The following is a 26,181-nucleotide window of genomic DNA, read 5'->3' on the forward strand; positions in this document are numbered from 1 at the left end:
TTCGAGGAAATAAATGTTTAGCAAAGTTCTGATCGCCAACCGCGGCGCTATCGCCTGTCGCATCGAACGCACGCTCCGCCGCATGGGGGTGGGCTCGGTCGCCGTCTACTCTGAGGCTGACGCCAGCTCGTTGCATGTTCTCGACGCCGACGAGGCCATCCTCATCGGCCCCGCCCCCGCCGCGCAGAGCTACCTCTCCTTCGACGCCATCTTCGCCGCCGCCGCGTCGACCGGCGCACAGGCCATCCACCCCGGCTACGGCTTCCTGAGCGAGAACATCGCCTTCGCCCGTGAGTGCACCGCGCGTGGCCTCGTCTTCATCGGCCCCACGCCGGACAACATCGACGCCTTCGCGCTCAAGCACACCGCGCGCGCCACCGCCCTGCGCTGCGGCGTGCCTCTGCTCCCCGGCACCGGTCTGCTCGCCGATCTCCCCGAAGCCCTCGCCCAGGCCGAGAAGCTCGGCTACCCCGTCATGCTCAAAAGCTCCGGCGGCGGTGGCGGCATCGGCATGCGCGTCTGCCAGTCCGCAGCCGACCTCGAAGAAGCCTTCGATTCCGTGCTCCGTCTCAGCCGCGCCAACTTCGGCGACAGCGGCGTATACCTCGAAAAGTACGTCTCCCGTGCCCGCCACATCGAAGTCCAGATCTTCGGCGACGGCAAGGGCGAGGTCATCGCCCTCGGCGAGCGCGACTGCTCCGCCCAACGCCGCCATCAGAAAGTCCTCGAAGAGACCCCCGCGCCCGGCCTCACCGATGCCACCCGCAGGCACCTCTACGACTCCGCCATCCTCCTCGGCAAAGCCGTCCACTACGCCAACGCCGGCACCGTCGAGTTCATCTACGACGACGTCACCGGCGAGTTCTACTTTCTCGAAGTCAACACGCGTCTGCAGGTCGAACATGGCGTCACCGAGCAGGTCACCGGCGTCGACCTCGTCGAGTGGATGGTCCTGCAGGCCGCCGGCGAACTCGCCCCGCTCTCCTCCTACAACGTGCAGCTCAGCGGTGCCTCCATCGAGGCCCGCGTCTACGCCGAGAACCCCGCCAGCAACTTCCAGCCCACACCCGGCAAACTCACACTCGTAACATTTCCTGGCACAGATCTCGCCCGCACCGAAACCTGGATCGAATCCGGCGCGACCATCACGCCCTTCTACGACCCGATGATCGCCAAGATCATCGTCACCGGCAAAGACCGCACCGAAGCCCTCGCCAAACTCGACGCCGCGCTCGCCGCGACCCACATCGACGGCACCGAGACCAACCTCTCCTATCTCCGCGAAGTAGCCGCCTCCCCCGAGTTTGTAGCAGGAACGGTTACAACCGCCTTCCTCGGCACCTTTGCCTTCAAGCGCAACGCCATTGAGATCCTCGAAGGCGGCACACAGTCCACCGTGCAGGACTATCCCGGTCGCATCGGCTACTGGAACGTAGGCGTACCCCCGTCCGGCCCCATGGACCACCTCAACTTCCGCATCGCGAACCGCATCGTCGGCAACTCCGCCAACGCCGCGGCCATCGAGTTCGCCACCATGGGCGCGCGCATGCGCTTCCAGACCGAGACCGTCATCGCCCTCACCGGCGCGGACATGGGCGCAAAGCTCAACGGCAAACTCATCGACCGCTGGAAGCCGATCGAAGTCAAAACCGGTGACACCCTCTCGCTCGGTGCAGCCTCCAAAGAAGGCATCCGCGCCTACCTCGCCGTGCGCGGCGGTATCGACACCCAGCCCTACCTCGGCAGCCGCGCCACCTTCATGCTCGGCGGCTTCGGCGGCCACGCCGGACGCGGCCTGCGCGGCGGCGATGTCCTCTATCTCGGCCAGTCGGACCTCACCCTCTCCGACCCCATCGAGATGCCCGCAGGCAGCATGCCCACGCTCGCCCGCAATTGGGATATCGGTGTCCTCTTCGGCCCGCACACCGCACCCGACTTCTTCACTGAAGGCGACATCGAGATGCTCTTCGCGACGCTCTGGAAGGTCCACTACCAGAGCGACCGCACCGGTGTCCGCCTCACCGGCCCCAAGCCCACCTGGGCACGCCCCGACGGCGGCGAAGCCGGCCTGCACCCCTCGAACATCCACGACAACGCCTACGCCATCGGCGCCATCGACTTCACTGGCGACATGCCCATCCTGCTCGGCCCCGACGGCCCCTCGCTCGGCGGCTTCGTCTGCCCCGCGGTCATCGTGCAGGCCGAACTCTGGAAGCTCGGCCAACTCAAGGCCGGAGACACCGTCCACTTCCGCCGCCTCACCCTCGCCCAGGCCGAAGCCCTCGAACGCCAGCAGAACGACTTCCTCATCGACTTCACCACACCCCTCGCCGAGCTGCCGGCAACCACCGAACTCGAACCGGCCGTCATCCTCGCCCTCACCGACCGCGCCACTCCCATGGTCTTCCGTGCTGACGGCGACAAGTACATGCTCGTCGAATACGGCCCCATGGAACTCGACCTCAATCTCCGCTTCCGCGTGCACGTCCTCGAGCAAAACCTCCGCGAAGCCAACCTCGACGGCATCATCGACATCACCCCCGGCATCCGCTCGCTGCACATCCACTACGACGGCCTCGTCCTGCCCCGTGCTCTGCTGATCGAAACCCTCAGCAAGCTCGACCTCGCCATGCCCGAGCTCAAGGACATCACCGTCCCCTCGCGCATCGTGCATCTGCCCCTCTCATGGGACGACCCGCAAGCCAAGCTCGCCCAGCAGAAATACATGCAGGCCGTCCGCCCCGATGCCCCATGGTGCCCGTCGAACATCGAGTTCATCCGCCGCATCAACGGCCTCGATTCCATCGACGACGTCTATCGCATCGTCTACGAAGCCAGCTATCTCGTCCTCGGTCTCGGTGACGTCTATCTCGGCGCGCCAGTAGCCACACCCGTCGATCCCCGCCACCGCCTCGTCACCACCAAGTACAACCCAGCCCGCACCTGGACCCCCGAAAACGCAGTCGGCATCGGCGGAGCCTACATGTGCGTCTACGGCATGGAAGGCCCCGGCGGCTACCAGCTCGTAGGCCGCACCATCCAGGTCTGGAACGCATGGAAGACCACCCCCGCCTTCGTCGCTGGCAAGCCATGGTCCCTCCGCTTCTTCGACCAGATTCGCTTCTACCCCGTCTCGCATGAAGAGCTGATGGAAGCTCGCGAACTCTTCCCGCACGGCCAATACGAACTCCGCGTCGAAGAGACGACCTTCAACCTCGCCGACTATCAAACCTTTCTCGCCTCCATCGCCACCGAAGCCGCCGCCTTCAAGAAACACCAAAGGGAGTCCTTCAACGCCGAGCGCGAGCGCTGGAAGGCCGCCGGGCAGATGACCATCGTCGAGCCGCCCGAGACCCCGATGGACCAGCCCGACGCCGTCGTCCCCAATGGCTGCGAAGGCATCTCATCCTCCGTTACAGCCAGCGTCTTCCAGATCCCTGTAGCCGTCGGAGACCGCGTCGAAGAAGGCCAGAAGCTCGTCGTGCTCGATGCCATGAAGATGGAGATCGCGATCCCTTCGCACATAGCGGGCACAGTCGCGGAGGTCCACTGCAATCTCGGCTCGCTCGTCATGAGCGGCCAGCTCCTCGTCTCCGTTCGCCCCGATTGAAGGCCGCCCCGGCTAAGGAGTTCCATTGAACATCGAAGCCCTTCACCGCGAATACGCCTCCTCCGCCACCACACCGGTTGAGGTCGTCCAGAAAATCTTCGCCCGCATCGAAGCCGAAGGCCTGCACCCAGTCTGGATCTCTCTCCTCCCGAAGGAGCAGGTGCTGGCCCGCGCGAACCACCTCGCCCTGCACCTCACCCCGGAAGACCGCGCCAAACTGCCCCTCTACGGCATCCCCTTCGCCGTCAAGGACAACATCGAAGTAGCCAACCACCCCACCACCGCCGCCTGTCCTGCCTATGCCTACACCCCCAGTGAAAGCGCCACGGTCGTTACGAAATTGGAAGCAGCAGGCGCGATCCTCATCGGCAAGACCAACATGGATCAGTTCGCCACCGGCCTCGTCGGCACGCGCAGCCCCTACGGCATCTGCTCCAGCGTCTTCCACAAGGACTACATCTCCGGAGGCTCAAGCTCAGGCTCCGCCGTAGCCGTAGCAAGCGGACTCGTCTCCTTCGCCCTCGGCACGGACACCGCCGGCTCCGGCCGCGTCCCCGCCATGTTCAACAACCTCGTCGGCCTCAAGCCCACGCGCGGCGTCCTCAGCACGCACGGCGTCGTCCCCGCCTGCCGCACGCTCGACTGCGTCTCCATCTTCGCCGAGACCTCCTCCGACGCAGCCCTGGTACTCGCCGCAGCAAGCGGCTTCGATGTGAAAGACCCATACTCACGCCAGCCGACACCGGGTGCGGGAGCCTCTCCATGGGCAGCAGCGCCCACATTCCGCTTCGGCGTTCCCGCTGCCAACACACTCGAATTCTTCGGCGACACACACAATCCCGCTCTCTATCAAGCCGCCGTCGAAGCCCTCACTCACCTCGGCGGACAACCCGTCGAGATCGATCTTGCCCCATTCCTGGCCACCGCCCAGCTCCTCTACAAAGGCCCATGGGTAGCCGAGCGCTACGCCGCCATCGCCTCGTTCATCGCCGCTCACAAAGCCGACATGGACCCCACCGTAGCCGGCATCATCTCCGGGGCAGGGAACTACACCGCGGTCGATGCCTTCGAGTCCGCCTACAAGCTCGAAGCCCTGCGCAGAACCACCAGCGCCGTATGGAATGACATCGACTTCATGCTCCTCCCCACCGCGCCTCGCACCTACACCATCGCCGAGATCGTCGAGGCCCCCGTCGAGCGCAACAGCCACCTCGGCACCTACACCAACTTCGTCAACCTGCTCGACCTCTCCGCCATCGCCGTGCCCGCGGGCATGCGCCCCGACGGCCTGCCCTTCGGCGTCTCCTTCATCGGCAAAGCCTTCACCGAAACCGCCCTGCTCCCCGTAGCGGATCGCCTGCACCGGGCCCTCAACACAACTCTCGGTGGCGGCTCTGAAACACTGGCAGCAACCACGCCTCTGGCCATCGCGATTCCTCCGCAGGGAACACTGCTCATGGCCGTCGTAGGAGCCCACCTCGAAGGCCAGCCGCTCAACTGGCAGCTGACCCAGCGCGGAGGCCGCCTCATCCGCCGCTGCAAGACCAGCACCGACTATAAGTTCTACGCCCTCAAAAACACCACGCCGCCGAAACCTGGCCTGGTTCGCGTGCCCGGATACACCGGCTCCGGCATCGAGGTCGAAATCTGGGCCCTCCCCGCCGACACTGTGGGAACCTTCGTCGAGGGCGTGCCCCAGCCGCTCTCGATCGGCAAGTTGAAGCTTGACGACGGCTCACTCGTGATGGGCTTCCTCGTCGAGCCATCCGCGACAGAAGACGCGCTCGAGATCACCCATCTCGGCGGTTGGCGCGCCTATCTCGCAACCCTCCAATAAGAAACTGCTCGCAAAGAGGATCTTTGCGAGCAGTCGTATCTCACCGGCCTTAGCTCGGCGGGCCATCTCCACCACCGCCGCCTGGACCACCACCCTCTCCTCCTCCACCGGCTTTCTTCGGTTTGTAGGTCCCGTCCAGAATCTGATCCAGAATGGACAGAAGCTCGGTGCCGTCCGGTGCCGCATCCTGACTAAGGCGTGCCACGACCTTACCGTTCTTATCCACAATGAATTTGGTGTAGTTCCAGTGGACCGGTCCGCCCTCCGGTGCGCCTTTGCCTGTCGTCAGGAAGAGATAAAAGGGCAGCTCCGCCTCGCCCGTCAAAGTGGACTTCGCCATCACAGGAAAGGTCACTTTGGCCTCTGACGTATAAGCCTTCTGGATCTCCGCCTCGGTCCCGGGTTCCGCCGCACCGAACTCATTCGAAGGCACGCCAATGACCACAACGCCCTTGTCCTTGTAGGTCTCGCTCAGCTTCTGAAGAGCAGGCAGTTGGCTGTTGTAGCTGGAGTTGCGTCCCAGATTCACGATCAGCAACGTCTTGCCCTTGAAGCTGCTCAGCGGCACGCCCCTTCCGTCGCTGCCCGGCAGCTCGTAGTCGTATGCGGTCTTCTCCGGCTTCTCCGCCTTACCCGGAGCTTCGCCACCACGTGACCTGCGCCGTTCGCCTCCTGCAGGAGCGTCTTCCTTCGCTTCTCCTGCTGCTGGCTTGGCCTGCCCCGGCGTCTTCACGTCGGAGACCGGCGCGGACTTCTCCGGGGTCGTGCGTGCCGGTTGTTCCTGAGCCCATGCAGACGATCCTGCGGTCAATCCGATCAGGCAGAGTGTGCGAAGGGTGCGGTGCGTGTATCTCGAAAACATCATCGGCTCCTGGCGGTTTGCGCTGACAAGCAGAGGATCAGGACTCACGAATCAAATCGCGTGTCCTGATTCTCTGTGCGGATTGCGCTGCATTTGGATAGTCATAGATCAAGAGTACGTCGAGGGCGATAGCTTGGCCCGCTGCCACCCTCGACCATGGGTTGGGTTAGAAGGTGTACTTGCCGGAGAACTGCATCTGCCGAGGCTGGTTCAGCATAGCGGTGTAGTTTCCGAAGGCCGTCGTGCTGGTTCCGTTGGTGCTCGGTGTATTGAACCGGGGAGACCCGGTAACGTTGAAGACCTCTGCGGAGATCTTGAACGCCTGCTCATGCCAGGTCCGGAACGACTTGGACATGCCATTGTCCAGCGAGATATAGCCATCCGCACGGAAGTCGTTGCGGCGTCCAACCTCTCCGCCGTAGGCGAAGCGCATGTTGGCAACCGCATTGGCCGCTGTGCCACCGGCCAATGCCGACTGAACCTTGGTCGTTGGGTTGTAGGTATGACCTCCGGAAGCGACCGGTCCGGTCTTTACCTTGTAGCTGGCGCTGGCAAAGTTCGTTCCATAGTTGCCGGTGGCGATTGCGCTGAAGGGGAAGGCGCTGCTGTAGTGGGCAACGCCGTTCAACTGCCAGCCACCGATAATCCGATCGAGCCATCCGCTGTTGTTGAGGAAGGCCTTACCCTTGCCGAACGGCAGAGCGAGGTTGTAGTTGGCTGTGATGTTGTGCCGCACATCGAAGTCCGCCACGGCATATTCGCCATGCTGGTCCACCGTATTGTGAAGGTTATTCAGGTTCGAGCGCTCCGGCGAAGAACCCTGATCCATCGCCTTGCCCCAGGTGTAGTTGACGTCGTACTGGAAACCCGACTTCAGAACGTGACGCAGCGAGACTTGCAGTGCATGGTAGTTGCTGTTGGCAACCGTCGACTGAGCGTAGATGGACGAGGTCTGGGGATAGAAGAAGCGAAAGCTCTGGCCTGCGGACGAAGCAGCCGTGCTCGTATCCCAGTTGAACAACGGATCGGTCTCATTGCCGCGATCGCCGTTCGCAAGATACGCATAGTAGGCCTGCGCGCCCTTGTACCCCTTGTACGCTGCTTTGGGGAACATGTTGTGGAAGTAGCCGCTATCCGGAACGTTGTCCGCGGTCGTACCGGAGTCGATCATCTTGTCGTAAGCCTGAACAGCCTGATAGTACGTCTGGCCGCTCACCGTATCCACAAGGTTCAAAGGTTGTGCCACGTCCAGGTTGGCAAGAACATGGTGACCAAGGCGGCCAACGTAGGACAGCGTGAAGATCATGCCACGCGTCATTTCCTGCTGCACGGTCAGATTGAAGGTTTCGGCGTAGGGCGTCTTCTGCTGCTGGTTGATGCTGCGCAGGAAGCTGAAGGGAACGCTGGCCGGCGTGGCAGGCAGTGCGATGGAGGTGTTGGCCACCGTACCGATCGGCACGTTGTGATAGCCCGTAAAGCGGGGGTTGGTATCGATGTAGCTATACGGGAAGGAGTTCGTCTTCGAGAGCGACAGAAGTGAGCTGGAGCTCGACTCGTACTGATTGATGATGCCTGTTCCCATGTGGTCGAACACCAGCGCGAACCCGCCATGGACCGAGGTCTTATTGTTCGGCGTGGAGTAGGCGAAGGAGATGCGCGGAGCGAAGTTCGTCTTCTGGGGCGTCCAGAAGTCCGGCTGATTGTTCGCCGAGCCCGACGACCGGAAGGAGATCGGCGTGTTGTACGACGTGCCGGCCGCGGCAGCAGACACGCGGTTTTTCAGAAAGTCGTTGAGATTGACCGTCGGGGCAATCTGCTGCCCGTTCTTCTCGTAGGGAACACCGAGATACGAGTAGCGAACACCGGCGGTGATCGTCAACCGTGGAGTGGCATTCCACTGGTCCTGGAAGTAGTAGTCCTGTTCCCAGTTCTTGTACACGTGTGTCGGGACGCTTGAGGTCGGAACAAGCGATCCGTTCTGCACCAGGTATTCGGTACCGCTGCTGGCGTTCTCAATGATGCCCGCGTTGTTGATGATGGCCGCGTTGTAGAACGTCTTGAAGCCCGTTGCCACCGCGGCGCAGTTGGCGCAATTGAAGGCGCCCGCATCGAAGCTGCCGCCTGTTCCGGCAATGCCCGCATTGGCAAGAATCGTTGCGCTGATGGTGGCGTTCGAAAGCAGCGGAGAATCGAAGTAACGGCTGTTATAAATGAGACGCTCGTTCGCGCCGAACTGGAAGTTATGGTGCCCCTTGGTCCAGGTTAGATCGTCCGCGAAGTTATGCGTCGTGATGAAGTAAACGCTGGAGGTAGTCGTGGCTGTAATCGTGCTGATGCCGGAGAAGCTGACATACGGCTGGCTGCCCGTCCCGCGCGTCGCGGTACCCTGCCGCACAACACCGTAGCGGGCATTGTTGACCAGGTTGCTCCGAACATTCCAGATGTGTCCGGCCGCGAGTCCCTTGTTGTTGCTGAAGATGTTCGAAGCCGGAGGCAGACCCGGAAACTGCAGCGCCGTTGCCTGGTTGTCGCTCTGCAGGTTACCGCGCACAAACAGGCTTTGTTTATCGCTGATCTTGTAGTCCAGCTTCACAATATTCGTAATCTGGTGGATGGGCAGCGGCGACACGAAAGAATAGACGCCGGTGTTGTACGTGTCGGCTGTGGTGGTGGCGCCGGGCGTGTTGGAAAGAGGGAAGGTATTGAAGTAGGCCAGCGCCGCCTGATTGGTGCCAATGCCCTGGGAGTCCATCTGTTTGATGTCGGACGGTGTCAGTGTCTTGTAGCTCGAGATCGCGCTGCAGCTCTTCACGCCGGCTGCGCAGGCACCATACGTCACGTTGCCGGTGTAGAGTCCACCACCGCCGAACACCGACGGTACCGTCTGGCTGACCGTGGTACCGCTGGCCTGCTTGAAGCCTTCATAAGCACCGAAGAAGAAGAGCTTATCCTTCAGAAGCGGCGCGCCAAACGACGCGCCATAGGTGTGCTGAAGCACCTTGGCCGGAACGTTCGGAAGATTGGAAGCGAGCTGCCTCTGCTTGTTGTACCAGTTGTTCTGAAGTCCGATGCCGCCGCGATAGAACTCATACGCGCTGCCATGAAAGATATTGGTGCCGCCGCGTGTAATCAGGGAAACTTGTCCTCCGGATGACCGGCCCGCCTCCGCGCCGGCGTTGGTGGTCGTCACGCGAAACTCTTCGACGGAATCGCGTGTGGAACGCAGAGCGCCGTTGAAGGCGTAGCCGTTGGTGACGTCGTTGTTGTCGATGCCGTCCAGCGTGATGTTGGTCTGATCCTGTCGCGCACCGTTCACGATGCCGGTGCGAGTATCCTGGTTGAGCCCGCCGGTCTGCGCGCCGCTGTCGAGGCCAAGAACGCCTGGCTGCAGGGAAAGAAGGTAGGTCACATTGTTGGCGAGGTAGGGAAGGTTCTGAACCTGGGCGCTGTCGAACGCTTTGCCCAGCGTGCCGTCCGTGGAGTTGATCACCGCAAGGCTCGTCTCAACATTGACCACCTGCGACGTTCCCAGTCTCAGGGTGAAGTTCAACTTCACAGGAGTTCCAATCAGCAGCTTCACCGTCTGGATCTGCTCGGAGAAGTTCTCGCCGTTCACGCGGACTTCGTAGAGATCCGGGGTCAGTTGAGGAAACACATACTCACCCTGCGACTTCGTAATGGTGGCTTGCTTCGCTCCAGTCGTCGTGCTGGTCAGCGTGATCGAAACGCCGGGGACAAGCCCACCCTGCGGATCGACGACGGTCCCGCTCATGCTGGTTGTATTGCTCTGTGCAACGAGCGGCGAACAGACGCCGAGTGCGATCAAGAGAGCGAAAGCAATGCTCCTACAGAAATCAAGCTTGTGAATCGGCATGAACATCCTCCGGAAGATCCTTGGGAAAGCGTGCAAACTCAGGCGAAAATTTCGGTCTACACTTCGACAGTCATGCATAGACGCGTCTTCAGGCCTGGCGATTTGTTCGATTGATGGTCCGAGCATAGCGCACCAAAAGACCGATTCTCGGACCCCAAGGCATTCCCTATGGCTGGCATAAAGTCAACGCGTAGATAGATCGATCACTCCTGCTCGATTTGTCTGTCAATATGGGATAAAACCCAATAAACATCGGCTTTTATCGACGACTTGACACTCCTCGTATCGAGTCTGTACCGCGAAAGAGGTGTGATACACAATATCTACCGTTCGCCGTGGCGGCAGGACATCTGTCCTACCCGTTCCGATCGCGAAGGCATTGCCGATCACCATGCAAGGAACCTTCGCTTGAAGATGCTCATACGATGTGTGCTCGCCAACCTCGTACTCTCCACTTCGCTGCACGCGCAGTTCGCTCAGCCGGATGGCGGATCCGTGCGTCCCGGAAGACTTCCGCTCTCCTGGTCCACTGGCGGTCCCCGTTGCATGGAGATGCCTGAGTGGCAGGTCCATGAGTACAACCCCGATCTCTTCATCCTGCGCCAGAGCGGATGCACTGACTACGAGAAGCCGTTCGTCTATCTCTTCTTCGGCAAGGATCGCGCTCTGCTCTACGACACCGGATCCCGCAAGGGCAATCTCGCGCCCACGCTGCAACACGTCATGCATCAGTGGATGCAGCGCAACCAGCGCACGAGTATGCCGCTCGTCGTCGTCCACTCTCACTCACACGGTGACCATGTCGCCGGCGACGCAGGCATCCAGGCGCTCAACGATCCTGCCATGCCCATCACCTTCGTCGCCGCTGCTATCGAGCCCACCAGGGCCCTCTACAACATCGCGAACTGGCCGGAGGACACCGGCTCCATCGATCTCGGCGACCGTGTCATCGACGCCATTCCCATCCCCGGCCACGACGCCGTGAGCGTAGCGCTCTACGATCGCCACACGGGAGTCCTTCTCACCGGAGATAGCCTCTACCCTGGCCGCATCTACATCCGTGACTTCGATGCCTTTGTCCGGAGCACCACACGGCTCGTGCAGTTCACGCAGGACAAGCCGATCGCTCATATCCTCGGCTGTCATATCGAGGAGACACGCACGCCGTTCCTCGATTACCCCACCGGAACCCTCTACCAACCCGACGAGCATGAGCTATCGCTCTCGCGTGGTGCTCTTCTCGAGATGGAGGCCGCCCTTGAAAGCCTGCATGGATCCCCGAAGCGGGTCGCCTATCGGGACTTCTCTCTGTGGCCATCTGGCCCGGCCTTCCGCGCCGCGGACAGGTCGCAGTCCAGCTTCGAGAAGGTTCAGCAATACCAGCTCGGTCACATGTGGGATCAGACGAAACCCTGAAACGATCGAATCAACTCTTTACAAACACTCAGGAGAGATCATGCGTTCGCTTTTTGTTGGACTGACCGTTGCAGCGCTCCTCACCCTTGCCTTGAAGCCCATGACTCACGTCGAAGCGGGCGAGGATAAGGCCAGGGAGGAGTTCTACACCAAGCGGGTGAAGCCTATCTTCGATGCGACCTGCGCTCGTTGCCATGGCGGCGTCAATCACCGCGGTGGCCTCAACATGGATACTCGCGAGTCCCTGCTCAAAGGTGGACGCGATGGTGCTGTCATCGTTCCCGGAGATCCGGCGAAGTCCGTGCTCATCACGCTCATTCGCCACGAAGGCCCCAAGGACGAGCCCAGGAATATGCCGCCGAAGGGCGATAAGCTCTCCGACGCGGACATTAGGACCATCGAAGACTGGATCAGGGCCGGCGCCGTTATGCCCGAAGCTGCAAAGTAAAAACGAGCCCGTACCGCGGCCTATGTTCCACGGCACGGGCTCAGCAAAGTCCGCTCAATACGCGTAGGGATTCTTGTCGATCGTCGTCGTACCGCGCGTCTGATTGCACAGGTACACGCCCCCGGTGAAATAGATCCCCGGCTTGGTAATCGTCTTCGCCACGTCATACGCATGCCGGAGCTCCGCGACGGAGAGCTGCCACGTCGCCTCATCCGGCTGCCACGTCACCCCATACGGATAGTCCTCGCCACCGCGTCCCATCTCCACATGGCACCCCACCACATGCGTCACCGGATGCTCATCGAGAAACTTCATCAGCCGCGTCATGCTGTCGAACCACGGCTGCCAGAAGCTGATGTAGCAGCGCCCCCGGTAGAACATATCGCCGGTATAGAGAATCTGCGTATACGTGTCGTAGTACGCGAACTCACTCATCACATGGCCCGGACTTCCCCATATCCATATCTCACGCCCACCCAGGTCGAGCACGACGCGCTCTTCTGGATACTGTGTCATCCCCCAGAAGCCCACCATCTCCTCATGCGTCAATCCCATGATGCGCGTGTTCGTGCGACCGGCAAACTCATTCTGTGCCGCATAGTGGTCCGCGTGCAGATGGCTGAACGCAAGCAGGAGCTCCATGTCCTCCATCTTGCGCCCGTGCTTCTTCGCCCACGTCGTCATGCACTCATCCACGACCGCACGCAGCGGCCAGTCGGTAGCCAGGGTATTGAAGCCCTGGTCCACCATCAGCACGCGTTCATTGCCGAAGTACAGCATCATGAACGGAGCCTCATAGCTGTAGCATTTGTTCTGCCGCAGCACCACGGTGTGTTCGTTGTACCAGTGCACCTGCGTCGGCGGATCGGTGTTGTCCATCGCGGACTCCGACCCACAGATCCACCTCGCGGGAAATGTACCCTTCGCTGGCACATTCTCCTTGAAGTTCACCGTCAAGGCCTTCACAGGAGCAGCATAGGCGTGGGGTGCCATCGCTTCGGCCACCGGAACCACGATCGAAGCAACGGGAAGCGACAGAAAGCTTCTGCGATTCAGATTCATCATGGAAGAGATCTCCTCAAAGGGCCAGTTTAGAAGGGGCGCGGTGCGGTGATGTTCGGCACCCCGGCAGGGAAGACCGTCGTCTTCTGGTCGGGACTGACACCGTTCAGCAGATGGAAGTCGGGACGAACCAGCACCATCCGCTTGCCCACGACCTCCTTCGCGCACTGCAGAGCCTCATCGATCAACCCAGGCTCCATCTGCAAGACGCGCTCATACGGCTTGTACGTATAGAACCGTGGGTAAGCCTTTCCCGGCAGAAACTGCATCTCCACATGCCCGCCCAGGATCCACTTCACCGGATGCGTCTTCTTCCATGTCGCGAGTACCGTCAGGGACTGCACAAAATCCGCATCGTTGCTGATTTGTATCTTTCCCGGATACAAAAAGTCTCCGGTAAAAAGCAGGTCGCAATAAGGGTCGTAGAAGCTCACACCGTCCCGATGCGTACCCGGCGTCGCCAGCACTTCAATCACGCGCCCACCAAGATCGATCGCGCCCGCCCCCGCGGGCCACGTACCCTCGAGCTTATAGAAGCTTTTCACACCCTCTAGCGTCTTCGGAGCCAGCACCGTGTCGGGTCGTCCAACGAACTGTTCATATCCCTGGTTCTGCGCGATGTCCTCGCCCGAAGTCATCACCACCGTCAACGGTACATGGACGCGCCCACGCATCTTCGCCCAGCGGGCGACGATTGCGTCCACCGTCTTGCGCAGCGGATACCACTCTACCTGCTTCGTCGCTCCCGTATCGATCAGCAGCGCACCATCATTTCCAAACAGAAGGTACGTAAAGGGTCCCTCCCAATGTACGCAGATGTTCTCCCGCATCAGGTAGGTATCTTCGTTGTACTGCATCACCTGCACGCGTGGATCTCGATTCCTCGCCGCAATGTTCGACCCGTAGATCCACCGAAATCCGATCGTTCCAGAGGCAGGTCCATCGCAGTGATAGTCATGCACCACCGGCACCGCGGAATGCAGTGGCACAACGCTGTCCGTGTTCCTCGCTCCCGGCGGATTCAACGAGTCGTTCGGATTGCCGTTCGGATAGACGCGTCCACCGCCGGACTGTGGATTGCCGCTCAAGGCGGGATCGTAAATCGTGGTCTTTGCCTGGATCATAAGCTCCTCAGTGGTACAAGACAGGCGCGCGCCAATGCCGGCGCATAGTGACAACAAAAAAACGTGGGAGAGCTTCCTCCAGAATAAACATCGCATCTGCGGTGAATCTCAGCCATGGCCGCTCCCTATCTGCTCCATAGCCGGAGCGCTATCGCCCACACGCACCAGCGGGCCGCATCCCATGAGGATGCGGCCCACGTAGTGTGCTGCGTCGGCACTAGAAGTTGAAGCTTGCCTGCAGGTCGACGCTGCGATTCGAAGCCGCCGATCCGAAGAAGCCTCCCGCGATGGATCGCGACTGCCCGAACGACGGAGAACTCAGCACACCAACCGGAGCAGCCAGGCTGACATGGTTGAACACGTTCCGTCCCATCGCCGAAAACGTAAGCGAGTAGCGCCGCGGTGCCAATTGGTCGAGCCGCGGTGGTCCACCGTTGCCGCTCAACCCACCCGGCCCAAGACCGCCGCCGCCCGGACCACCACCCCCGGGACCACCACCGCCCGGGCCGCCGCCACCAGGACCTCCGCCACCAGGACCTCCGCCCTGCGATCCGCCGCCCGATCCGCCTTCCACGCGAGGCCCAATGCCGAACGTCTTGCTCATACGCAGGTTCATACTGAACTGCGCGGGCCCTGTGCCAAGGTTGTACGGAATGCGCGTGGCCGTAGCGCTCGGGTTCAGATCGAAGTCTCCATACGCCGTCTGCATGGTGCTCGTGCTCGATGCCGTCGCGTACGAGGGCCGGTCGTTATATTGGTTATCCCCGTTCAGATCCTGACCGATCGTCACGTTGAACGGGCTGCCCGAATTCGCAACCAGGAACGGGCTCAGTGAGATCCCGAACGGCGCCTGGTAGTTGCCGCCCAGCACAAAGCGATTGCGCACATCGAACGTGGCGCGACCATAGTCCGCCTTGGGATTCGTCGGGTTCGACGAGAAGTACGTCGCACCGGAGGTATCGGACTTCGCAAAGCCCAGCATATAAAACCCGAACAGCGAGACCTTCTTTGCCTTCACCATATAGTTCAGCATCAACTGGTTCTGGCTATACTGTCCGGCCGACTGAAACTGGTAAATATTCTCATTGATCCCGTTCGGCCGAGTCCCCGTGCCGGTCGTCGCGTCATACCCGACATACGCGTTCACGTTGTCGCTCATGTACTGATGAACACCGCGCGAGTTGATATACGTAGCGGAAAGTGTTGCAATTCTCCCAAACGACCGATCGATCCCGAAAGCAGCCTGCTGGTTCACCGACGCCTTCAGGTTGGGCGACACAGAATACAGCGTAGGCGCAGCCGTGCTCAGCGCGCTCAACTGCGAGGCCGATGGAGCGTTCGTCGTGAACGTCGGATTCTTCACCACATAGTTCTGTTGGTTGATGCCGTTCTGATGGATTGCATCGAGCACATACGTCGAGCTGAAGCGATCGAAGAACCAGCCATAGCCCGCCCGCAACACGGTGCTGGCCTTCTTGCCGTTGCGAGCCCCCGGAGCCCACGAGACCGCGAACCTCGGCGCGAAATCCGCGTGATCGCTGATGCGGTTCTGTCCCTCATACCGAACGCCGTAGCTCAACGTCAGGTTCGGCTTGATCGACCAGTCGTCCTGAAAGAAGAACGCAGCGTCGAACAGGTTCACCTTCGCTGTGGGAGTGCCGGCAGTCACGTCATACTCCGATGGTGTGCCCGCCGCATACGCGCTCAGCGACTGGTAGATGTAGTTCCCATTGAAGCCCGAAGTGGAGGAGTCCACCTCGTGCGTCAAACGCAGACGCGTGCCGAAGTTCAGCGCATGCAGCCCTTCAGCCGCCGTGATGTAGTCCTGGAACTCGTAGCGATCCTGGTTGTCTTTCACCGTGCCCGCATTGCTGCCGCCGCCCGTAAACGCACCCTGCACTGTCACGGTGGGTGTCGTCGTGGAGGCCGCCTGGCTGTTGCGTGCCGCCGTATATTGAAAGCGCGAATCGTTCACGACTTTCTGGCTCAACACCTGCGTGTCGCTGATCTGGATGGTGTTTTCATGGTTCAGCACATCGTAGGCCTGGCTCTGCAGGGCAAACCCCGAGACACCGCTGTTGGTCTGCTTCTGCCGGTCGTACATATACCGCACGCTCAGCGTATTGTTCGCGCCAAGCTGAAAATCGAACCGCGGGCTGATATCGAGACGCGACTGGGGATTCGACACCGCCAGCGAATAGCTCTGCCCAGCCGAGGTCGTGCCCGGAATCTGCGCGGTGATAATCGAGTTCGACTGGTTGTCCCGGCGGAACACACTGGTGAACCACGACGCACTCTTGCTCAACGCGCCGCTTGCATTGCCCGTGAAGAACGTCGAGTAGTACGAAGGCTCATTCGTCACAAACGGATTCAGCGAGTTGAACGCCTTCTCATTGCCGTTCATCATCAGCGACCCATGAAACTTGTCCGTGCCTGGCTTGGTCAGAATCTCGATCCGCCCATATCCAAGCTTGTCGTACTGCGCCGAGAACGGATTCCGATTGATCCGGATCTCGCGGATCGAGCTCTTCGGCGGCAACTGTCCACCGGTAAAGCCATCGATATAAATCTGTGCACCGCTCGGCCCCGCCGCCGGTCCTGCCAAGGCGGTCAACTCGTTCTGCAGATCGTCCGGATCGTCCGAGAGCGCATCGAGCGTCTTCCCCTTGATCACCAGCGCGCTCGCATTGTCGTCGGGGCTTGTGCTCACCTGGACGCTTTCGGCGGTCACCTGCACCTCCGACTCCACCGTAATCTCCAGCTTCACATTCTCCGTCGTCGTCTTGTCCCCGAAGACCTCGACATCGTCCACCTGCGACGACGAGAATCCCTTCGCCGCAACGCTCATCGTGTACCGGCCCGGCACCATGCGCGGCATCTCGAAGCTGCCCGTGCCATTGCTCTTCACCGTGCGCGATAACCCGCTGGCGTTGCGCACCGTGATCTCCGCCTGCGGCACCAGTGCTCCCGAGGGGTCGGTCACAACGCCCCTCACCACTCCGGTTGCCGCCTGCCCAAAGGCCGCGCCCGTCATCGAAAGCATCACTCCAAGAAACAACCGGACCAGCGTCTTTTTCCCCATCATCGTATGCGCCTTTCTGTACCTTCTCTAGAAAAACGCACTTCGCAACCCCACGCGGATACATTGCGTAACGCTCTGTAACGAAGCGCAACGGAGCGTGTGACGATTCATGACAGGGAGCAGCCCGTCCGCGGCGTTACCATAGCTCCAGAAGGCGAGCGCAGATGGAAGACATACTCCTGATCGACGATGACGAAGAGCTGTGTGAGATGCTGACCGACTACCTCGGGCGATACGAGCTTCGCGTCCATGCCGTCCACCGTGGCGATACCGGCCTCGAGGCCGTGCGCAGCCGTAGCTGGCCCATCATCCTCCTCGACGTCATGCTCCCCGGCATCGATGGCTTCGAAGTCCTCAAGCAGATCCGCACCTTCTCCTCTGACAGTGTGCTCCTCCTCACCGCTCGCGGTGAAGACATCGACCGCATCGTCGGCCTCGAAATGGGCGCAGACGATTACATGCCCAAGCCCTTCAACGCCCGCGAACTCCTCGCCCGCATCCGAGCCATACGCCGCCGCAGCGCTGCCCCGGCAGCGACCAGCCGTCCATCCGCGCTCGTCGTGGAAGACCTCGTGCTCGACCCCGCCGCCCGCACCGTCACGCTCGACCACCTCCGTCTCGACCTCACCGACGTAGAGTTCACCCTTCTAGAAGTCCTCATGCGCTCGCCCGGCAAGGTCGTCGAGCGCGAGAGTCTCGCCGAAGCCGTCCTCGGCCGCAAGTTCAGCCCCTTCGACCGAAGCCTCGACATGCACGTCAGCCGCCTCCGCAAGAAGCTCGCCGGTGAAGGCAACGGCGACGACCGCGTGAAAACCGTGCGTGGCACAGGCTACCAACTGGCCCTCCTCCGCACCCCCTCCAGCGGGAGAAACTAACCCATGCGCGGCCTCTTCTTCAAGATCTTCGCCATCTTCTGGCTCGCCCAGAGCCTCATCTTCATCATCTCCACGGCGCTCATCGTGGGGCAGCACTTTCCCACGCGCAACATCGTCAATGATGCACTCGACAGCAGTCTGCATCATGACGCCGTCGTGGCCTTCGAGACCTATGAAGCAGCAGGCTGCGCGGGGTTCAGCGCCAACGCGAACCGTCATGAGCCCTCGGGTGCCGCTCTGCTCGACCAGCAGGGACAGGAAGTCTGCAGCACCAAGGACGCACCCTCCATCCCTTCGCTCACCCCGCATTTTCCCGGACGGATCGACGGCCGCTTCGTGGATGGCGGATACGTATGGCTTGTGCCGTTGACCTCGACCAAAGGGGAACACTATGAGTACGTATGGTTCCAGCCTCCGTCGATCTCCAAGCCGCCTCCGCGTTGGCGCGACATGCTTCATTTCGCCTTCCCGCAGATGTGGGTCGCCATCGGCGTAGGCGGCCTCACCACCTTCGTTCTCGTCCTCCTCTTCACCCGCCCTCTCGTTCGCCTCCGCAAAGCCGCGCGACAGCTCGCCGAAGGTGACCTCACCGCGCGCGTCCCCGAGCCATCCAAACGCGCCCTTCGTCAGCACTCCGACGAGTTCGAAGGCCTCGTCCACGACTTCAACCACATGGCCGAGCGCCTGGAATCCCAGGTAGCCGCGCAGCGCCTCCTCCTCCGCGACGTCTCCCACGAACTCCGCTCGCCTCTCTCGCGCCTCAGCGTAGCCCTCGAGCTCGCCCGCGAGGACGCTCCGCAGGATCGCGGCGGCCACCTCGCCCGCATCGACCGCGAGGCCGGTCGCCTCAATCAGCTCATCGGTCAGCTCCTCACCCTGTCCTCCATGGAGGCGCGTGAAGGAACCTTCAGCTTCCAGCAACTCTCCCTCAACGCCCTCTGCGAACAGATCCTTCCCGACGCAGAGTACGAAGCGCAGCGCCGTCCCTGCTCCGTCATCCTCGAAGAGGTCTCCACCGCATCCATCCGCGGCAACTGGGAACTCCTGCACCGCGCCATCGAGAACGTAGTCCGAAACGCCATCCGCTACACCAAGCCCAACTCCCAGGTCACCATCCGCGTCACCGAAACCCAGCAGAACGCCCTGCCCTTCGTCATGGTCGAGGTCGACGACGCCGGCCCCGGCATCCCCGAAGATCAGCTCGTCCACATCTTCCGCCCCTTCTATCGCCTCGACCACGCCCGCAGCTCCTCCACGGGCGGCTTCGGCGTAGGTCTGGCCATCACGGAGCGTGCCGTTCGCCTCCACGGCGGCATCGTCCGCGCCATCAACCGCCCCACCGGCGGCACCACCATCCAGCTCCTCTTCCCGGCAGAATCGTAGAAGTCCTATACCTCGCATAGCCTCGCAAAAAGAGTGCCAAGAAACCTCCGCCTCCTCGGATACATTGGAGGTCTATGCGCCTCCCAAAAAGCCTTCTGGCCTTCGCCCTCCTCACGGCCCATCTCCCCATCGCCGCCGCGCAGACCATCACCACCCCGAAGCAGGCCCTGGGATTCAACATCGGCGACGACTACCACGTCGCCAACTACACCCAGCTCGAGGCCTACTGGAAGAAGCTCGCCACCGAGTCCGACCGCATGAAGCTGGTCTCCATCGGCACCACCTCCGAAGGCCGCCCGCAGTACATGGCCATCTTCTCCTCGCCCGAGAACCTCAAGAACCTCGACCACTACCGCGACATCTCCCGTCGCCTCTCCCTCGCCAAAGACCTCACCGACGCCCAGGCTCACGCCCTCGCGAAAGAAGGCAAGTCCGTCGTCTGGATCGACGGTGGCCTCCACGCCTCAGAGACCGTCGGCTCCCAGCAGATCATCGAGTGGGTCTATCAACTCGCCAGCCGCAACGACGAAGAGACCCTCCGCTTCCTCCACGACTCCATCATCCTCTGCGTCGCCGCCAACCCCGACGGACAGGAGCTCGTCGCCAACTGGTATATGCGCGAGCCCGTCCCCGAGAAGCGGAAGGCCGAAGGCCCCGGCACCAGCCCCCCGCGCCTCTGGAACAAGTACGCCGGCCACGACAACAACCGCGACTTCTTCATGGCCAATCTCGCCGAGACCACCAACATCGACAGCCAGCTCTTCCGCACCTGGTACCCCCAGATCATGTATAACCACCACCAGACCGGCCCCGCCGGAACGGTCATCTTCGTCCCCCCCTTCCGCGACCCCTTCAACTACCACTTCGACCCCCTCATCCCCATGGGCATCCAGTCCGTCGGCACCGCCATCCACATGCGCTTCATCGAGGAAGACAAGCCCGGCTCCACCATGCGCAGCGGAGCTACCTACTCCACCTGGTACAACGGCGGCCTTCGCACCGTCACCTACTTCCATAACCAGATCGGCATCCTCACCGAGATCATCGGCAGCCCCACCCCCTGGCAGCTCCCGCTCCTCCCCTCCAAGCAGCTCCCCACCAGCGACCTCCCCTACCCGGTAAAGCCGCAGCTCTGGCACTACCGCCAGTCCATCGACTACGAGATGACCGCCAACCGTGCCATCCTCGACTACGCCTCGCGCAACCGCGAGCAACTCCTCTACGACATCTACCGCATGGGCAAGAACTCCATTGAGCGCGGCCAGCGCGATAGCTGGACCGTCTCCCCCAAGCGCATCGCCGCCGTCGAAGCCGCGGCAGTAGACCCCGAGCGCGCAGCCCGGCCCGGCAGAGCAGGCGCCCCCGCTGAAGGCGGACGCGAGACCTCAGCCCCCGCCAAACTCTACGACTCCGTCCTCCACGACCCCGCCAAGCGCGACCCCCGCGTCTACATCCTTCCGGCCACCCAGCCCGACTTCCCCACCGCCACCAAGTTCATCAACACCCTCCTCAAAAACGGTGTCACGGTCCTGCAAGCCTCCTCCGACTTCACCGTCGAAGGCAAGCCCTACCCGAAGAACTCCTACATCGTCAAAGCCGACCAGGCCTACCGCCCCCACATCCTCGACATGTTCGAGCCCCAGGACCACCCCAACGACTTCCGCTACCCCGGCGGGCCGCCCATCCCGCCCTATGACGTCACCGGCTACACCCTCGCCATGCAGATGGGCGTCCACTACGACCGCTTCTACGCAGCAGTAGAAGGCCCCTTCAAAGAAATCACCGAAAACCTCGCCTCACCCCCAACCGGCGACATCACCGGCGAAACCGCCAAAACCCGCGGCTTCCTCATCAGCCACGAATACAACGACGCCGTCATCCTCACCAACCGCCTCTTGAAAGCCGGCTGCGATGTCCAGTGGCTCCAGCAGCCCACCGAGGGCCTCGCAGCCGGAGCCATCTGGATCCCCGCCACCCCCAAGTCCCGCGAGATCGTAACCAATAGCGTTACAAAACTAGGCCTCCACGCCACCGCCCTGGCCACCACGCCCACCGGTCCCACCATCAAGCTCAAACCCATCCGCATCGGCCTCGCCGACCAGTACGGCGGCAGCATGCCTTCCGGCTGGACCCGCTTCCTCCTCGAGCAGTTCGAGTTCCCCTTCGAGGTGGTCTATCCCCAGACCCTCGACGCCGGCCACCTCCACGACCATTACGACGTCCTCATCCTCGCCGACGGAGCCATCCAGAGGCGAGCCGGCAGCGGCGACGCCTCCGAGCGTCCCAACGGCCAGCCCAAACCCGAAGACATCCCCGCCGAGTTCCGCCCCTGGCTCGGCCGCATCACGCCGAAAACCACCATCCCCCAGCTCCAGCAGTTCGCCCAGGACGGAGGAACCATCCTCACCATCGGCTCCTCCACCGCCCTCGCCGACCTCCTCCACCTCCCCGTCCGCGACGGACTCACCGAACTCCGCCAGGAGAAGGAAGAACCCCTCCCCCGCGAGAAGTTCTACATCCCTGGCTCGCTCCTCCGCGCCCAGATCGACAACACCGTCCCGCTCGCCTACGGCCTGCCCACCAGCCTGGATGTCTTCTTCGACAACAGCCCATCCTTCCGCCTCGCCCCCGACGCCGAGCTCAACCACGTTCACGCCGTCTCCTGGTACAAAGGCCCCTCCGTCCTCGATTCAGGCTGGGCCTGGGGTCAGCAATACCTCGACGGCACCGCGGCCGTAGTGGACATCGCCGTCGGAAAGGGAAGGGTAGTCCTCTTCGGCCCCGAAATAGCCTTCCGCGGCCAGCCCCACGGAACCTTCAAACTCCTCTTCAACGGCATCCTCACCAGCGCCTCCAATCCGCGATAACGCCGGGTGCCCCACATCTCGCTTCTGAGATGTGGGTTCCACCGGGGCCGATAAGCCTCACACGCTCATCCCTACGGATAAAGCTTCGCCCCCAAAATCTCCGGCTCCGCCTCTCCCGCCGCCACCACCATCTTCTTCAGCTCCGCCCGCAGCTCCTCCGCCTTCGCCTTATACTCCGCGCGCCCCGCCAGATTCACCAGCTCATGCGGATCCGCCCGCTGATCGTACATCTGGTACTCCGTATACGTCTTCGCCGCCGGCGTGTCCTTCTTCCCCGAAATATCCGCCACGCAATACGTCCAGTCCGGCGTCCGAATCGCCCGCGCCGTCATCGACTCGCTGATCTGGATCAACTGCCTGTTCGGCCAGTGCTCCCGGGCCGCCGGATCGTTCAGCAAAGGCACCGCACTCTTGCCCTTCCACGTCGAAGGCACCGGCACCCCAGCCGCCTCCAGCAGCGTAGGCGCCACATCGATCAAACCAATCAACTCCGGAATCTGCTGCCGCCCCCGGAACCCCGGCCCATCGATCACCAGCGGCACCCGGATCGAGCTGTTATGCGTGCTCCGCTTGTACTCCGTGTTCCGCGTCATGAAGTGGCATCCATGGTCGCTGAAGAAGACGAAGATCGTATTCTCCGCAAGCCCCTCCTCCTCCAGAATCTTCCTCACCCGGCCCACCGAAGTATCGATCGCCTCGACACATCCGTAGTAGTCCGGCAACTGCGCCTGCCACGTCCCCGGTAGAGCCCGCAGGTCATCCGGCACCGTCGCATTGGCAAACCGCTGTACCGAACCCTTCGGCCCGATCGGCTGGTGCATGTCGTTCTGCTGGTGCGGCTCCAACTGCGAGAGAAACAGAAAGAACGGCTTCTCATGCTTCTGCCGCAAGAACTTCTCCGCCCGATCCGTCAGGAAGTCCACCCGGTACTCGTCCTTGTACGTAATCTCCTTGCCATCCCCATCCCAGATCGTCCCCTCGTAGGGGTGCGACGTATTCTCCAGCGCATTCGCCCCCTCCCACAGATCCATGAACCCACTCCGGTACTCCTTCGGCACAAACCCGATGCTCCCGCCATCCTCCTTCTTCTCCGGCGCCAGATGCCACTTGCCGATCAGGTTGGTCGAGTAGCCCGCCGCATGCAACTCGCCCGGCAGCGTGGAAAGCTCCTTGTGGATCGGGAACCCGTTATGCCACACCCCCGTCTCCGTCGCATACCGGCTCGTAAACACCACCGACCGCGCCGGCGAGCACACCGGTTGGTTCGTCACCGCATGCGTAAAGTTCTTCCCACGGGCGGCCATCGCATCCAGGTGCGGCGTCCGCGTCGAATGGTTCTTCTCATTCGCCCCCAGAAAATCCCACCGGAACTGGTCCGCCAGATAAAGAATGATGTTCGGCCTCACCACCGTCTTCGCCTTCTGCCCCTCAGCGCCGGCCGCAGTAGCCGCCGCCACCGCACTCGCCACCGCACCCTTCAAAAACGACCGCCGCGCAGCCACGCTCTCCACCGTCTTCGTCATCGCTCAATCTCCTCCCCATAGTCTCGCAGCAAACCGGCTTTTCCCTTATTCGAACAGGCGTGCGAATATCGAATCCAAAACAGACCAATTTTCGCGCATCGCGCATTCACCGCATATTGGCCACACTATCCATGCATTTGTCCACGTTTTAACGTCCCAAACGTCTCTGGTGAAACCTTGGGTTTTTCGCATCGCCACCCCACGAAGTCCTTTAGAACACCAGGATACGGGCACAAGAAAAAGTGCACCGAAAACGGTGCACTTTCAGACCACTTTTACGAGCAGAGGTTGGACCTCTTACCGTCCACGCCACTCCAGAATCTCTTCCAGAGCGCCCTTGCAATTCTCCAGCGCAGCCTCCGCCGTCAGGCCATACTTCTCCCGCAGCGACTCCACCTTGCCATGCTCGATGAACTCATCCGGCCATCCCACGCGCACCACCGGGATATCGATCCGCAGCGCATTCAGCGTCTCCAGAATCGCCGATCCAAAGCCGCCCGCCAGCACATGGTCCTCAAACGTCACCACAAGCTCGCACGCCGCGCCAAACGTATCCACGCAGTCCTTGTCGATCGGTTTCGCAAACCGGGGATTGATCACCGCGACGGAGAAGCCCTGTGCCTTCAACATCTGCGCCAGACGCTCCGCCTCGGCCAGCATCGCGCCCAGCCCGAAGATCACAACCTCCGCGCCCGGCTTGCCCGAGATCACCTCAGCCTTGCCGATCTCCAGAACCGCCGGCTGATCCTTGACGGCCACGCCCGGCCCCGTGCCACGCGGATACCGAATCGCGCTCGGTCCCTCGTGCAGCATCGCCGTGTACATCATGTCCGCCAGCTCGTCCTCGTCCTTCGGAACCATATGAATCAGGTTCGGAACGCTGCGCAAATAGCTGATATCGAAGAGTCCATGGTGAGTCGGTCCGTCGTCGCCGCTCAACCCGCCGCGATCCATGCAGAACACCACCGGCAGATTCTGCAGCGCCACATCATGCACAATCTGGTCGAACGCCCTCTGCAAAAACGTCGAGTAGATCGCGCAGAAAGGCTTGTATCCCTTGGTCGCCATGCCTGCGGCAAACAGCACCGCGTGCTCCTCCGCGATGCCCACGTCGAAATACCGCGTCGGATGCACCGGCCGGAAAAGGTCAAGCGCCGTTCCGTTCGGCATAGCCGCCGTAATCGCTACTACCTTGTCGTTCCCAGTCGCCAGCTTCGTCAGCGTCTCGGCAAAGATCTCCGAGTACGTCTTCTGCACCGCGGGCTTGGTCTCACCCGTCTCCGGATGGTACGGCCCCAGTCCATGGAACTTCTTCTGCCCTTCGATCGCCGGCTGGAACCCGCGTCCCTTCTGCGTGATCGCATGCAGCACGACGGGCTTGTTCTGCGTCTTCAGGAACTTGAACGTCTCGATCAAATTCGGCAGGTTATGCCCATCGATCGGCCCAAAGTAGCTGATCCCGAACTCCTCGAAGATCATCCCGCGACCGACCAGTCCTTTGGCGGCTTCCTCAGCCTTCTTCGCAACATGCCTCGCTGCCTTGCCGCCGATCATCTCGACAAACTCAACCGCCTTGTCATGCAGGCTGTTGTAGGTCGAGTTCATCACGATCTTGTGGAAATATTCCGCGATCGCCCCGACGTTCTTGTCGATCGACCACTCGTTGTCGTTCAGCACGATGATCAGGCGCTTGGTCTGCGCGGCGATATTGTTCAGCGCCTCGAACGAGATCCCGTTCGTAAACGCCGCATCCCCCGCCAGCGCCACGATATGCTCGCTTCCGCCCGACATATCCCGTGCCACTGCCATGCCCAGCGCCGCCGACAACGCCGTCCCGGCATGCCCCGCGCCATAGCTGTCGTGCTCGCTCTCGGTCCGCAGCATAAAGCCGTTCAACCCGCCCGGCTGCCGGATCGTATCGAACAAATGCTCGCGCCCCGTCAGCAGCTTGTGGACGTACGCCTGGTGGCTCACATCGAAGATGAAGCTGTCCGTCGGCGTGTCGAACACATAGTGCATCGCAATCGTCAGTTCGACGACGCCCAGGTTCGGGCCGATATGCCCGCCCGTCTTGGCCACACCCTGAATGAGCCGTTCGCGTATCTCCTCGGCCAACTGGGTCAGTTGTGGCATCGAAAGAGCTTTGACATCGGCCGGCGACTTGATCCTGCTTAAAATCGTATCCATAGTTCCGTTCTTCTCAGCCGCTCCCTGCAGG

The 26,181-nt window shown here is 61.7% G+C and carries 14 protein-coding genes; 7 read left to right on the forward strand and 7 right to left on the reverse strand.

Annotated elements, in window-relative coordinates:
• Window positions 1-13 precede the first annotated feature (13 nt).
• Complete coding sequence (gene uca, locus BM400_RS09400; protein ID WP_089838753.1) at window positions 14-3,610, forward strand: urea carboxylase; 3,597 nt, start codon at window positions 14-16, stop codon at window positions 3,608-3,610.
• A gap of 25 nt (window positions 3,611-3,635) precedes the next feature.
• Window positions 3,636-5,447, forward strand: a complete 1,812-nt coding sequence (atzF, locus tag BM400_RS09405; RefSeq protein WP_089838754.1) for an allophanate hydrolase — start codon at window positions 3,636-3,638, stop codon at window positions 5,445-5,447.
• Between the two features lie 49 nt (window positions 5,448-5,496).
• Here the strand turns inward: atzF and BM400_RS09410 are convergent, their stop codons facing one another.
• Complete coding sequence (locus BM400_RS09410; protein WP_089838756.1) at window positions 5,497-6,312, reverse strand: glutathione peroxidase; 816 nt, start codon at window positions 6,310-6,312, stop codon at window positions 5,497-5,499.
• A gap of 163 nt (window positions 6,313-6,475) precedes the next feature.
• Window positions 6,476-10,081: a TonB-dependent receptor gene (locus BM400_RS09415; protein WP_245781785.1), complete on the reverse strand. Its 3,606-nt coding sequence runs from the start codon at window positions 10,079-10,081 to the stop codon at window positions 6,476-6,478.
• Window positions 10,082-10,597: 516 nt separating this feature from the next.
• On the opposite strand from BM400_RS09415, the gene BM400_RS09420 reads away from it, so the two are divergent.
• Both BM400_RS09420 and BM400_RS09425 read left to right on the forward strand, forming a co-directional pair.
• Complete coding sequence (locus tag BM400_RS09420) at window positions 10,598-11,599, forward strand: MBL fold metallo-hydrolase (RefSeq protein ID WP_089841683.1); 1,002 nt, start codon at window positions 10,598-10,600, stop codon at window positions 11,597-11,599.
• Between the two features lie 40 nt (window positions 11,600-11,639).
• On the forward strand, window positions 11,640-12,047 hold the full coding sequence (locus tag BM400_RS09425; protein ID WP_089838759.1) for a c-type cytochrome domain-containing protein: 408 nt from the start codon (window positions 11,640-11,642) through the stop codon (window positions 12,045-12,047).
• A gap of 54 nt (window positions 12,048-12,101) precedes the next feature.
• Here the strand turns inward: BM400_RS09425 and BM400_RS09430 are convergent, their stop codons facing one another.
• From BM400_RS09430 to BM400_RS09440, 3 genes are all read right to left on the reverse strand, one after another.
• The gene (locus BM400_RS09430; RefSeq protein ID WP_245781786.1) at window positions 12,102-13,112 is read right to left on the reverse strand and encodes an MBL fold metallo-hydrolase; all 1,011 of its coding nucleotides are present in this window, start codon (window positions 13,110-13,112) and stop codon (window positions 12,102-12,104) included.
• Window positions 13,113-13,138: 26 nt separating this feature from the next.
• Window positions 13,139-14,233 (reverse strand): MBL fold metallo-hydrolase, encoded by a 1,095-nt coding sequence (locus BM400_RS09435; protein ID WP_089838761.1) that lies wholly within the window; start codon window positions 14,231-14,233, stop codon window positions 13,139-13,141.
• 217 nt (window positions 14,234-14,450) lie between these two features.
• Window positions 14,451-17,318, reverse strand: a complete 2,868-nt coding sequence (locus BM400_RS09440) for a TonB-dependent receptor (protein WP_089838763.1) — start codon at window positions 17,316-17,318, stop codon at window positions 14,451-14,453.
• 161 nt (window positions 17,319-17,479) lie between these two features.
• Here BM400_RS09440 and BM400_RS09445 point away from each other — a divergent pair, with 161 nt between their 5' ends.
• The 3 genes from BM400_RS09445 (at window position 17,480) to BM400_RS09455 (ending at window position 22,440) form a co-directional block, all read left to right on the forward strand.
• Complete coding sequence (locus BM400_RS09445; protein ID WP_089838765.1) at window positions 17,480-18,190, forward strand: response regulator transcription factor; 711 nt, start codon at window positions 17,480-17,482, stop codon at window positions 18,188-18,190.
• A gap of 3 nt (window positions 18,191-18,193) precedes the next feature.
• Window positions 18,194-19,573 carry an ATP-binding protein gene (locus tag BM400_RS09450; RefSeq protein WP_089838767.1) on the forward strand — a complete coding sequence of 460 codons (1,380 nt, stop codon included), beginning with the start codon at window positions 18,194-18,196 and terminating at the stop codon, window positions 19,571-19,573.
• Window positions 19,574-19,647: 74 nt separating this feature from the next.
• A complete protein-coding gene (locus BM400_RS09455) occupies window positions 19,648-22,440 on the forward strand; it encodes a M14 family metallopeptidase (protein ID WP_089838769.1) in 2,793 nt (930 codons plus the stop codon).
• Between the two features lie 71 nt (window positions 22,441-22,511).
• Here the strand turns inward: BM400_RS09455 and BM400_RS09460 are convergent, their stop codons facing one another.
• Together BM400_RS09460 and dxs are read right to left on the reverse strand one after the other, a co-directional pair.
• Window positions 22,512-23,963, reverse strand: a complete 1,452-nt coding sequence (locus BM400_RS09460; protein WP_089838771.1) for a sulfatase-like hydrolase/transferase — start codon at window positions 23,961-23,963, stop codon at window positions 22,512-22,514.
• 297 nt (window positions 23,964-24,260) lie between these two features.
• Complete coding sequence (dxs, locus tag BM400_RS09465) at window positions 24,261-26,150, reverse strand: 1-deoxy-D-xylulose-5-phosphate synthase (protein WP_089838773.1); 1,890 nt, start codon at window positions 26,148-26,150, stop codon at window positions 24,261-24,263.
• Between the last annotated feature and the right edge of the window lie 31 nt (window positions 26,151-26,181).

Origin of the sequence: Granulicella pectinivorans (assembly GCF_900114625.1) — a bacterium.
GTDB classification, from domain to species: Bacteria; Acidobacteriota; Terriglobia; order Terriglobales; family Acidobacteriaceae; genus Edaphobacter; species Edaphobacter pectinivorans.

Excerpts from the sequence above, each read along its gene's own strand:
- uca (WP_089838753.1), top strand. The coding sequence starts at position 14 with ATGTTTAGCAAAGTTCTGATCGCCAACCGCGGCGCTATCGCCTGTCGC.
- BM400_RS09420 (WP_089841683.1), top strand. The coding sequence starts at position 10,598 with ATGCTCATACGATGTGTGCTCGCCAACCTCGTACTCTCCACTTCGCTG.
- BM400_RS09445 (WP_089838765.1), top strand. The coding sequence starts at position 17,480 with ATGGAAGACATACTCCTGATCGACGATGACGAAGAGCTGTGTGAGATG.
- BM400_RS09460 (WP_089838771.1), bottom strand. The coding sequence starts at position 23,963 with ATGACGAAGACGGTGGAGAGCGTGGCTGCGCGGCGGTCGTTTTTGAAG.
- BM400_RS09450 (WP_089838767.1), top strand. The coding sequence starts at position 18,194 with ATGCGCGGCCTCTTCTTCAAGATCTTCGCCATCTTCTGGCTCGCCCAG.
- BM400_RS09440 (WP_089838763.1), bottom strand. The coding sequence starts at position 17,318 with ATGATGGGGAAAAAGACGCTGGTCCGGTTGTTTCTTGGAGTGATGCTT.
- dxs (WP_089838773.1), bottom strand. The coding sequence starts at position 26,150 with ATGGATACGATTTTAAGCAGGATCAAGTCGCCGGCCGATGTCAAAGCT.
- BM400_RS09435 (WP_089838761.1), bottom strand. The coding sequence starts at position 14,233 with ATGATCCAGGCAAAGACCACGATTTACGATCCCGCCTTGAGCGGCAAT.
- BM400_RS09415 (WP_245781785.1), bottom strand. The coding sequence starts at position 10,081 with ATGAGCGGGACCGTCGTCGATCCGCAGGGTGGGCTTGTCCCCGGCGTT.
- BM400_RS09430 (WP_245781786.1), bottom strand. The coding sequence starts at position 13,112 with ATGATGAATCTGAATCGCAGAAGCTTTCTGTCGCTTCCCGTTGCTTCG.
- BM400_RS09455 (WP_089838769.1), top strand. The coding sequence starts at position 19,648 with ATGCGCCTCCCAAAAAGCCTTCTGGCCTTCGCCCTCCTCACGGCCCAT.
- BM400_RS09410 (WP_089838756.1), bottom strand. The coding sequence starts at position 6,312 with ATGATGTTTTCGAGATACACGCACCGCACCCTTCGCACACTCTGCCTG.
- BM400_RS09425 (WP_089838759.1), top strand. The coding sequence starts at position 11,640 with ATGCGTTCGCTTTTTGTTGGACTGACCGTTGCAGCGCTCCTCACCCTT.